The organism is Xenorhabdus khoisanae, from assembly GCF_001037465.1.
Lineage (GTDB): Bacteria > Pseudomonadota > Gammaproteobacteria > Enterobacterales > Enterobacteriaceae > Xenorhabdus > Xenorhabdus khoisanae.
The window spans coordinates 38,079-48,642 of record NZ_LFCV01000020.1 but is presented as its reverse complement, the minus strand read 5'-3'; the positions used below and the strand labels follow the sequence as shown (position 1 = coordinate 48,642).

Below are 10,564 nucleotides of genomic sequence, written 5' to 3'. Positions count from 1 at the left end.
CCCTTTTAAATTTATACTACACTAATAATAACCTACTCCAAATGATTCTTGTAAATTATAATATTTACTTAATAAAAGAGGTTATTATGGGTGAGACAGCATCTCTTTCATTGATCAATAGCACCAATGCTGATTGGGAAATAGTTAAAAGTTCTTCTTATCAGATGAATTTTTGGTATTTCCCAGAAAAAATAACATCTAAAGACGCAGTCCAATTAATCATAGAAAGAAGTGGTTGGATTTTTAATGATCATGATCTTGATATGGGTATTGCTGAATACAAGTTACTTGACTCGAATGAAAGTCATTTTCAAATAAGTGCAAAATATCATAAAGATAAAGGGCGTTTTTTGATTAGTATTGATTTTATCAGTTTACAAACAGACGGAAATTTACCAGGATCAACCCTAATATTAGGGTGGACACCAGATTCATTAACCACATTTATACTTTCAGGTACAGAAGGAAGCTATACAGGAACAAATCTGAAAACGGAGAGTTGGATGTATGATAATAGAAAAATTTTGGGCGATCTGCCATTAAAATCAATCTGTATCACTGGCTCTCATGATGCCGGTATGAGTAGAATAACAGGTGGTACAGCAGCAGGGGTTGAATGTAATACATTAACTCAATCTTATGATCTATTAGGACAATTAAATTTAGGGATAAGGTTCTTTGATATCAGGCCAGTCATCAGTGCTGCCCATTACTCTACCGGTCATTATTCTAAAGTTGGTTTCTCCTGGCAAGGAGCAAACGGCGAACCAATTCAATCTATCATTAATGGTATAAATTCATTCACAAAAAACAACAATGAGTTGATCATTATTAGGCTTTCTCATTCTCTCAATACTGATCTTGGCAACACTTCTTATCGTTCATTTACACAAGAAGAATGGGATGGTCTATTTGACCAATTAAGTAAGACTAAAAATCTCTATTATTATCAGGATGATGAAACAGGTTCCCCCTTTTCTCTTGCAAACATAACCTTAAACAAGTTTACCAATAACGGTGCCAATTCAGCAGTTTTATTCGTAATACGAAAAGATGAAAAAAACAAAATTGACTTAGGAAAACGATATAAAAAAGGTTTTTTCTATCTTGATGACCTTAATATATATGGTAAATATTCCAATACAAATGATTTCAGGAAGATGTCGGATGAACAAATAAAAAAAATGAATAACTTCTATGGATATAAATACTTTTTATTATATTGGACATTAACCCAAAGTACAGCACAATCAATCCTTTGTAAGCTACCGGGAGTTGATAGCATTAAAGATTTAGCAAATTACGCGAATCAAAATCTGTCTGCTTATCCTTATATCGTTATAGATTCATCATCATACCCGAATATCATTAATGTTGATAATGTATTAGATACGAACATAACTGCATTTGCAGTAGCCATTAATTATAAAGTACATTCGGCATAACAAAAAGGCTATTTAAAAATGGCTTCAACAATAAGTCAACGTATATCCTCTGTGATGGCACAATTAAATAATCTGTGCCATACTTTTTTAGTCTCAAACGGGGAGTATGCTGCTATGTTTTCAAAATACTTAACTTATTTGGGTGCCAGTTGTCTTTTATTATCTGCCTTTGCGCAAGCACAATCACCATCCAAGCAATTATCCCTAAACCAGAAAAAATACCTGCAACAACAGATTAATGAACAAATTACAGATAAATCTGCTCTGAAAGATATAGCAAACTGGTCAGAGGCTAAAAAAGTGGCTGAGTTTATTTGTCGCCCTTTTGCTTTGCCCATCATTCAACAGCATCACAAAGATGCCGATAAGGTTTTTCTGGGTGATGTCTCACCCGACAGCATAAAGCTGGAACATTCATCTGAATTGGTTGGTAAAGGTATGTACCGAACAGATGATGGTTGGAAGGATATCCGGTTCTCCTGCAAATTGGATGCAACGGGTAAGGCACACTCATTTAAGTATGAAAATGCCGAGTCTCCCAAATTGCAAACCGGGCCCGGGCCTGTTATCCCCTCCCATAAGGAGCAATAAATGAGGTATCTCTGTTTTATGTTATTTATCCTGTCGCCATTAAGCTTCGCTGCCAGTTTTGACTGTGCGAAAGCTAAAACACCGGATGAAAAAGCGATTTGCTCAAACCCAAAGCTCAATGATTTGGATGTGGAAATGAGCGTAAAGTATCACTTTCTGCAAGGGTTATTTGCCATGGGAGTATCAGGGGAGATGTATGATAACCAAACTGCATGGCTGAAGCAGCGCCAAAAGTGCAAGGGAGATACGGCCTGTTTACTGCAAAGTTACCGCCAGCGGATTAATCAACTTGATACGCTGTATAATTCGATAGAGAAACCGATTTGATAGCAGATATTCAGGAACTCAAGGAGGGATTTTCTTTCCTTGAGTTTTTTTATGACAAAGAATGACATTAATGATATTGAGTTAATTCCTTAACTAATTCAGGTATAAACCCTATTTTAACTGGCTGCATACCTAAACCAAGCTTATCGTATATTTGCCCACCAATACCAGGAATAACCTCACCTGAGTGAGTATCTTTTTCAGCATCAACGGCAAAATAAATAAATTTAAATTTTTTGCTGATTCGTGAAGGAAATTCTTTTAATAAAGACGTTTCCGAATTCTTATGCATAACAGGTGAAACAATATAAATATTTTTCGCCTTAATTTTCTCAATAACTTCAAGCAAATTTGTACGTACAACACAGCTACCAGAAATGACCGATTTAACAATAATTAATTGATTAGATTTGTCATACCCTGGCTCTAAGAATTTATGCACTATAGGGGCAACACTTACACCATCTTTCAATAAATAATGGTTATTCCAAAAGACAGCTGTTTTAGCCTCATGATCTTCTTTCAAAGAGTCTAATACTCCTCGTGAAAGATAATCGGCATCTTCGGCAGTAGAAACTACAAGGCACTTATCCGTTTTAGGAATAAATGGAGACAAAACATGCCCCAAAAAGCAACCTAGCTGCTTCATCACAGCACGATATTCATCAGGATTTATCTGGTCTTCCAATAAGCGGTTCAACGCAATTTTAGCCTTATCATCAGTATACTGGCTAAAGCTTCTATTATTTATGGGAGTGACCATATTCCCTCCTAATCTTTTTATATTCTGCTATGTAAGCCTCTATAGGAAGCTTTGTTTAGTAATATTAGTCAAAATATCTAGAAATGTATGTAATTCAGTTGCAGAATCAATTTGCTTTAACTGCTCAGACGTCAGCTGATCAGGAGCACCAGCAACAACGACTTCTAAGCCACGACAGCGCATATAAACGACACCGGATTCTACACTAGCAATACACCCATTGAAAGTGGCGCATTTCTCAGTTAGCCATTCTGGTACCTGCCGCGATGGTATCAGCCCATGAAAAATATTTGGACATGACATAGATTTTGCTTCACCAATAATGTCTCCAATCGTTCTCACTCCCTGAGAATCATTCGTTACCCAAGCACTGTGAATAATTTTAAATGCGGTATCAAGTGCTTGCAGACTCGTACTTGCACAAATTTTTTCTAAATCAGAACGTAATAGTTTATGTTCCATTATCAACTCAGTTGAACTTTTAAAATAAGGAAAATATTCACAATCACAAAAAGTACGTAAATCTATAGGAATTTTTTTCAAATTTCTTCGACACTTAGCTTTTGAACTAACAAGTAGAACATTGCGTGAAGTTTTCACGCCATGATAGTTAATATCTATATGATATTGGCTTTTAAATCTTTCTTGTAAATCATTATTCCAATCAGCAACATGATTTTCAGAATTCTTTGCCTGATAGTTTACCTTTAGACCACTATCCCTGCTCCTCCAGCAAAGATCATCTACAAACGCTATTTCTTGTGCTGATAATACATAGTTATCATAAGAATTATCTTTCATGGAATTAGCAACAGATGAACAAATTTTTGCGACTGCATAATAATTTTCATATTGAGTCCCCTTTTGATTACTGGAGCCACCAATCTTTATTCTCTCTAACTTTATTCTTAGTGATGGGCCAAGCGTATGTTCAACAAAATCTGCTAAAGTCAAATTATTCACCTATATTTATATGATTTCAAATGAGATGATCAGATAGACTTATTATTTAAATAACCAATTAACAAAATAATATAAAGCGTAAGTCCAAAAAAATTTCAAACGATTATTAACCATTAAATTAACACACCTGATACTATAGAGAATATCTAATTTGTATGGCTTTTTTCAATAGATTAAATGAATGGGAATAATATATAAAATTCATTACTCCCATATAGTTAACGACTAATGTAATAGTTTCCAAAACCAATAATTGGAATTACTCTTTCTTATAAATATCCGGACGAACTATCTGCCAAACACCATTTTCACGGTTAACGGGAGAGTAACCAAATTTTTCATATAACCAAGGCGCGGTTGAAGTTACAAGCATGATTCTTCTTAACCGTTGTATCAAAGGATGAGATTGGCAGCATGTCATCAACCAACGTCCTAGTTGTTGTTTCTGATACTCCTCTAAGACATACACATCACACAAATAGCCGAAAGTAGCAAAATCCGTCACCAACCTCGCAAACCCTATTTGGGTTTTGTCTTTGTACAACCCAAATGTCAGGCTGTTTTCAATCGCTGTCCGCACTGTTTCAAGATCAATGCCTTCTGCCCAACGGGAACGTGTAAGAAATTGGTGAATAGCGGTGATATCTAATAGCGATTTATCTGTTGAGACTTGTGAGACAAATTCACAGTGGCAGTGATGAAGCAGTCCCAGACCTATCTCATCCGTGACAGGAGGCACATTATCATGAGCATATCAAAGCTCACGGGGGGAAGGTTAGCTTTAGCTGTGGTAAAAGTGAGTTGGATGGTGCTGTTTTTAGGCTTTTTTTGCCGGATGATTTGAATCTTCCTCGTCCTAAAAGTGATAATGAAATGAATCATAAAACACCTTTTCACATGATTGCAATTTGCGACAAATTGTCGCATAGTATTTAATGCAATTTGCTAATATTCCAGTGGATACGAGGGAGGCAATATGGCCATTAGCATTAGGTTGGATGATGAGTTTGTAAATGATGTAAAAATTCATGCAGAGGCATCGAACAGAAGCGTTCCAAAACAGATAGAGCATTGGGCTAAAATTGGTCGAATCGCAGAAGATAATCCTGATCTAACTTATTCATTCATCCATGAAATTTTACTAGCTCAAAAAGAAGTAGAACATGGGAGAATAAGTAAATATGTCAGAAGAACAAAAAAATGATATCGAAGTTTATGAAACCAGACGGTTTTCTAAGGCGTTAGATAAATTGCCAGAACAAACGTTATATCTGGTAGAAAATGAAATCGAGAAAATCATTGATAATCCCAGGATAGGTGAAAAGAAAAAAGGGGATCTCGACTTCCTGATGGTTCATAAATTTTCATTAAATAATCAATTAATGCTGATTGGATATCATTGGAAAGAAAATAAGTTGGAACTATATCTACTTGATATAGGTACCCATGAAAATTTCTACCAAGAACAAAAACGACACAGAAAAACAGATCTTCGGCTTATTAAGTGACCTCCAAGCTTCTAAAGAAAGATAACAGGTGGGACCACGGTCCCAACCTATTCTTCAAAAATCTCACCAGCCCCCAAACAATTTGGACATTTCTGTTGACCACATCAGGTTGACCTTGAGGAAAGCATAACAAATTGCAATTGCAGGTAGTATAAGGGATTTATTGAACTGGGTGGAGTTATGTGAAGCTTAATTGGCGGAAGATCACAGGAGTTGAACCTGCCAAGAGCCGCTGGCGGCCCCATCTGGATTTGAAGTCCAGCCGCCCCACCGGGGACGATGATCTTCCATTAAATAATCTGATGAAGAGCAGGGATTATAGCGCGTCTATCTAAATATCTAAATGTCTCCATCGCTTCACAGATCTCTGATATAAAAAGAGCCGAATTACTCGCATAAAAGTGCGGCATTAGCATTGAACTCACGGTATCTTATCCCCATCTATCGTCAACGACCCATTGGGATATAAGGCTGGTTTCAGCGTATACCCTAACTCTAACTACACATATAAGGCGCTCATTATGACTAATCCGTTACTGACACCTTCTGCATTGCCTAAGTTCTCTGCAATTGAACCAAAACATGTCGTGCCTGCTGTGAAAGAGACGTTAGCCAACTACCGTCAAGTAATTGAGAAGATTTTGTCAGAAAATTCCGCTTTTACTTGGGATAATCTGTGCCAGCCAATTTCTGAAGAGAAAGATAAACTTGCCCGTGTATGGTCGCCTGTCGGTCATTTAAATGCCGTCAAGAACAGTCCGGAGCTGCGCGAAGTCTATGAGCAAAGCCTGACTCTGCTTTCTGAATTCGATACTTGGCTGGGGCAACACAAGGGTCTGTATCAAGCATATAAGTCCCTGAAAGCAAGTGAAGCTTTCAAAAATCTTCCCCAGCCACAGAGCAAGGTCGTTGAAGATGCCCTGCGTGATTTTGAGTTGACCGGTATTGGCCTGCCAGAAGAGAAGCAAAAACGTTACGGTGAAATTACTGCCCGTTTATCTGAGCTTGGCGCGAAGTTCGGCAATAATGTGCTGGATGCCACAATGGGATGGACTAAGCTGATTACCGATGAGTGCGATCTGGAGGGTATGCCAGAAAGTGCCAAAGCTGCCGCTAAAGCCGCTGCCGAAGCCAAAGGGCAGGAAGGGTGGCTACTGACACTGAATATGCCAAGTTATCTGCCTGTCATGACCTATGCTGATGATAGTGAACTGCGTGAGGAGATGTATTACGCCTATACAACCCGTGCTTCCGATCAAGGGCCAAATGCCGGGAAGTGGGATAATAATGAAGTCATGTCCGAAATCCTCGCATTGCGCCACGAACTCGCTCAATTGCTGGGTTTCAAGAACTATGCTGAAAATTCTCTTGCCACTAAAATGGCTAAAACACCTCAGCAAGTGCTCGATTTCCTGAACGACCTGACCAAACGCGCCCACAAGCAAGGTGAGGAAGAGTTGGAAACGCTAGAGGATTTCGCTGAATCTCACTACTGGGTTGATGAGCTGGAAGCGTGGGATCTGGCCTATTATAGCGAGAAGCAAAAACAACATGACTTCTCGATTGATGATGAACAATTACGTCCTTACTTCCCTGAACAACGTGTGCTGGAAGGGCTGTTTGAAGTCGTTCGCCGTATTTATGGCATCACTGCCAAAGAGCGCCACGATGTGGATACATGGCATCCCGATGTCCGCTTCTTTGAGTTGTATGATGATAAGCAAGTATTGCGCGGCAGTTTCTATCTGGATCTCTACGCTCGCGAGAATAAACGTGGCGGCGCATGGATGAACAGTTATGTCGGCAGAATGTGTCATGCTTCTGGTGTGCTGCAAGATCCTGTCGCTTATCTGACGTGTAACTTCAGCAAGCCTGTCGGGGATCAACCTGCCCTGTTCACGCACAGTGAAGTCACAACGCTGTTCCATGAGTTTGGGCACGGCCTGCATCACATGCTGACCCAAATTGAAGCGCTGGATGTGGCAGGTATCAACGGTGTGCCTTGGGATGCGGTAGAATGTCCGAGCCAGTTTATGGAAAACTGGTGTTGGGAACCAGAAGCACTGGCGTTTATTTCTGGTCACTATGAAACTAAGGAACCACTGCCGAAAGAGATGCTGGATAATATGCTGGCAGCCAAAAACTATCAGGCCGCGATGAAGATTCTGCGTCAGCTTGAGTTTGGTCTGTTCGATTTCCGCCTGCATGTGGAATATGATCCAGCTAAAGGGGCACAAATTCTGGAAACGCTGAAATCGGTGAAAAAACAGGTGTCTGTTGTCCCATCACCAGATTGGGGACGCTTCCCGAACTCCTTCAGCCATATCTTTAATGGCGGTTATGGAGCCGGTTATTACAGCTATCTGTGGGCGGATGTTCTGGCGGCGGATGCGTATTCCCGCTTCTCTGAAGAGGGAATTTTCAATCGCACAACCGGTCAGTCATTCCTCGATAATATCCTGGCCCGTGGTGGCTCAGAAGACCCAATGACGCTGTTTGTACGTTTCCGTGGTCGCGAACCAAAACTGGATGCTATGCTGAAAAGCTACGGCATCGCTGGATAAGAAACTTGTGAAGATTTGTTTGATTTGTGAAGAAGGCGCTGATCACAGCGCCTTATCGCTATTGGCTGAACGCTGGAATCTGGTTCATGATGAAGGTTCAGTCATGGCTCTGGTACTGACTCCCGAACGGCTGGAGCTGCGCAAGCGCGATGAGCCTAAACTGGGCGGAATTTATGTTGATTTTGTTGCCGGAACGATGGCTCACCGCCGCCGTTTTGGGGGCGGTCGTGGCGAAGCAGTTGCTAAGGCCGTCGGCATCAAGAAAGATTATTTACCTTCGGTTGTGGATGCGACCGCAGGTTTAGGCCGCGATGCCTTTGTGCTGGCTTCCATCGGCTGTCACGTCAGAATGCTGGAGCGCCACCCGGTGGTAGCAGCATTGCTGGATGATGGTCTACAGCGCGGCTATCAGGATGAAGAGATCGGGGGCTGGCTGAAAGAGCGTATGACGCTGATTCATGCCTCAAGCATTACGGCACTGACGGATATTACCCCTCAACCTGATGTGGTTTATCTCGATCCGATGTATCCGCATAAACAAAAAAGCGCTCTGGTCAAAAAAGAGATGCGCGTTTTCCAGTCTCTGGTCGGGGCGGATGAGGATGCAGACGGTTTGCTGGAACCCGCATGGGCACTGGCAAAGCGTCGGGTTGTGGTGAAACGACCGGATTATGCCGAACCGCTGGCAGGCGTTAAAGCCTCTGCCTCAATTACCACGAAAAATCATCGTTTCGATATTTATTCCTGTTAATCGAGATTTCAACGCAAAAAAACAATCCCCATATTTTCATGGGGATTATCCGTAAATTGACTATCGATCACATGCCAAACTAAGCAACTACACGATCCCCTGCGCTAACATGGCATCTGCAACCTTAACAAAACCCGCAATATTCGCGCCTTGTACATAGTTAGTCTGCTTGCCTTCTCCCCCATATTCTACACAAGCGTGATGGATATCGAGCATGATGTGATGTAAGCGAATATCCACTTTTTCCGCTTTCCAACTCAGGCGCGCCGCGTTCTGAGCCATCTCAAGGCCGGAAGTCGCCACACCACCCGCATTGGCGGCTTTGCCCGGCGCAAACAAAACTCCCGCTTTAAGGAAAGCATCTGTAGCAGCGATGGTTGCCGGCATATTTGCCCCTTCCGCAACTACTTTTACCCCATTTTTAATCAGCACTTTTGCCGCGTCTGAATCCAATTCATTCTGAGTCGCACAAGGCAGGGCAATATCCACTGGAACTGACCACGGGCTCTGGCTCTTGAGGAAAGTTAATCCGCGCTCTTTGGCATACTCTTCTATACGGCCGTAACGCTGATTTTTGATCTCTTCAAGATGGGCGAGTTTTTCCGGTGTAAAACCCTCTTCATCCAATACCGTGCCGCCTGAATCCGAAGCCGTAACCACTTTTGCACCCAGTTCTATACATTTTTCGATGGTATATTGTGCAACGTTTCCTGCGCCGGATACGGATACCCGCATGCCTTCCAAACCCATGCCGTGGCGTTTTAACATCTCATGGGTGAAATAAACCAGGCCATAGCCCGTGGCTTCAGGGCGGATCAGGCTTCCGCCAAATGAGAGATCTTTGCCCGTGAAAACACATGCCGTATTGTTGGACAATTTTTTCATCATGCCAGCCATAAAGCCAACTTCACGACTCCCCACACCGATATCTCCGGCGGGCACATCGGTATCCGGCCCCAAATGGCGATAAAGTTCTGTCATTAATGCCTGACAGAATCGCATGATTTCACCGTAGCTTTTCCCTTTGGGATCAAAATCAGAACCCCCTTTTCCGCCGCCCATTGGCAATGTTGTCAGCGCATTCTTCAATGTCTGTTCAAAGCCCAAAAATTTCAGGATAGAAAGGTTAACCGAAGGATGAAAACGCATCCCGCCTTTAAATGGCCCAATGGCAGAACTAAACTGAACCCGCCATGCACGGTTAACTTGTACTTTTCCTTGATCATCCACCCAGCAGACGCGGAATTGGATAACCCTTTCCGGCTCTACCAGACGTTCCAATAATCCTTGCTCACAATATTGCGGGTTTTGTTGAAGAAAAGGCCAGAGAGAGGTCAACACTTCTCGTACTGCCTGTAGGTATTCTGGTTGATGCTGATTGCGGGACTGAACCGAATCGAGAAATGTGACTAAAGATGATGCAACATTCATTTAGGGCTTCCTTTTTGTCATTCAGAAGTGATGACCCCCAGCCATTTTCCATATTATTTTTTTGTCGAAAATGTGAGGTAATTACGGTTTGCTTTCTGAATATAGCACCGTTTTATGCTTACATTTCAACAACTATTTTTTATATATTTCTTTAAAAATAGCTTTGACAATTTCTAAAGCAGTTTCATTATCCTTTCTAAGGGCAAAAAAATCGCCTGCAT

Annotated in this window: 11 protein-coding genes and 1 tRNA gene; 7 read left to right on the top strand and 5 right to left on the bottom strand. The window is 41.4% G+C overall.

Going from position 1 to position 10,564, the window contains the following annotated elements; translation table 11 throughout:
* The 3 genes from AB204_RS03695 to AB204_RS03685 all read left to right on the top strand — a co-directional run.
* Positions 1-1,445: PI-PLC domain-containing protein (locus AB204_RS03695; protein WP_152671490.1), on the top strand; the 1,445-nt coding region annotated here is incomplete at its 5' end.
* Between the two features lie 114 nt (positions 1,446-1,559).
* Positions 1,560-2,036: a hypothetical protein gene (locus AB204_RS03690; RefSeq protein WP_047962032.1), complete on the top strand. Its 477-nt coding sequence runs from the start codon at positions 1,560-1,562 to the stop codon at positions 2,034-2,036.
* On the top strand, positions 2,037-2,363 hold the full coding sequence (locus AB204_RS03685) for a lysozyme inhibitor LprI family protein (RefSeq protein ID WP_047962031.1): 327 nt from the start codon (positions 2,037-2,039) through the stop codon (positions 2,361-2,363).
* 67 nt (positions 2,364-2,430) lie between these two features.
* Here AB204_RS03685 and AB204_RS03680 read toward each other — a convergent pair whose 3' ends face one another.
* The 3 genes from AB204_RS03680 to AB204_RS03670 form a co-directional block, all read right to left on the bottom strand.
* On the bottom strand, positions 2,431-3,126 hold the full coding sequence (locus AB204_RS03680; protein WP_047962030.1) for a hypothetical protein: 696 nt from the start codon (positions 3,124-3,126) through the stop codon (positions 2,431-2,433).
* Between the two features lie 39 nt (positions 3,127-3,165).
* Positions 3,166-4,080 (bottom strand): hypothetical protein, encoded by a 915-nt coding sequence (locus tag AB204_RS03675; protein WP_047962029.1) that lies wholly within the window; start codon positions 4,078-4,080, stop codon positions 3,166-3,168.
* Between the two features lie 268 nt (positions 4,081-4,348).
* Positions 4,349-4,807: a GNAT family N-acetyltransferase gene (locus tag AB204_RS03670; protein WP_458864239.1), complete on the bottom strand. Its 459-nt coding sequence runs from the start codon at positions 4,805-4,807 to the stop codon at positions 4,349-4,351.
* A gap of 258 nt (positions 4,808-5,065) precedes the next feature.
* Between AB204_RS03670 and AB204_RS03665 the strand changes: the two genes are divergently transcribed.
* Together AB204_RS03665 and AB204_RS03660 are read left to right on the top strand one after the other, a co-directional pair.
* A complete protein-coding gene (locus tag AB204_RS03665) occupies positions 5,066-5,293 on the top strand; it encodes a TA system antitoxin ParD family protein (protein WP_047962028.1) in 228 nt (75 codons plus the stop codon).
* On the top strand, positions 5,271-5,597 hold the full coding sequence (locus AB204_RS03660) for a type II toxin-antitoxin system RelE/ParE family toxin (RefSeq protein WP_047962027.1): 327 nt from the start codon (positions 5,271-5,273) through the stop codon (positions 5,595-5,597). Before AB204_RS03665 ends, AB204_RS03660 begins: the two co-directional genes overlap by 23 nt.
* Before the next feature lie 194 nt (positions 5,598-5,791).
* Here the strand turns inward: AB204_RS03660 and AB204_RS22230 are convergent.
* Positions 5,792-5,886, bottom strand: a tRNA-Sec gene (locus AB204_RS22230).
* Between the two features lie 232 nt (positions 5,887-6,118).
* Here AB204_RS22230 and prlC point away from each other — a divergent pair.
* On the top strand, positions 6,119-8,161 hold the full coding sequence (prlC, locus tag AB204_RS03655) for an oligopeptidase A (protein ID WP_047962026.1): 2,043 nt from the start codon (positions 6,119-6,121) through the stop codon (positions 8,159-8,161).
* Positions 8,162-8,168: 7 nt separating this feature from the next.
* Positions 8,169-8,912: a 16S rRNA (guanine(1516)-N(2))-methyltransferase RsmJ gene (gene rsmJ / locus AB204_RS03650; protein WP_047962025.1), complete on the top strand. Its 744-nt coding sequence runs from the start codon at positions 8,169-8,171 to the stop codon at positions 8,910-8,912.
* Between the two features lie 87 nt (positions 8,913-8,999).
* Here rsmJ and gdhA read toward each other — a convergent pair whose 3' ends face one another.
* Positions 9,000-10,343 carry an NADP-specific glutamate dehydrogenase gene (gene gdhA / locus AB204_RS03645; RefSeq protein WP_047962024.1) on the bottom strand — a complete coding sequence of 448 codons (1,344 nt, stop codon included), beginning with the start codon at positions 10,341-10,343 and terminating at the stop codon, positions 9,000-9,002.
* Positions 10,344-10,564 lie beyond the last annotated feature (221 nt).

Bases quoted from the DNA above. Each gene is read 5' to 3' on its own strand.
- AB204_RS03690 (WP_047962032.1), top strand. From the start codon at position 1,560: ATGTTTTCAAAATACTTAACTTATTTGGGTGCCAGTTGTCTTTTATTA.
- AB204_RS03685 (WP_047962031.1), top strand. From the start codon at position 2,037: ATGAGGTATCTCTGTTTTATGTTATTTATCCTGTCGCCATTAAGCTTC.
- AB204_RS03680 (WP_047962030.1), bottom strand. From the start codon at position 3,126: ATGGTCACTCCCATAAATAATAGAAGCTTTAGCCAGTATACTGATGAT.
- gdhA (WP_047962024.1), bottom strand. From the start codon at position 10,343: ATGAATGTTGCATCATCTTTAGTCACATTTCTCGATTCGGTTCAGTCC.
- AB204_RS03665 (WP_047962028.1), top strand. From the start codon at position 5,066: ATGGCCATTAGCATTAGGTTGGATGATGAGTTTGTAAATGATGTAAAA.
- AB204_RS03660 (WP_047962027.1), top strand. From the start codon at position 5,271: ATGTCAGAAGAACAAAAAAATGATATCGAAGTTTATGAAACCAGACGG.
- prlC (WP_047962026.1), top strand. From the start codon at position 6,119: ATGACTAATCCGTTACTGACACCTTCTGCATTGCCTAAGTTCTCTGCA.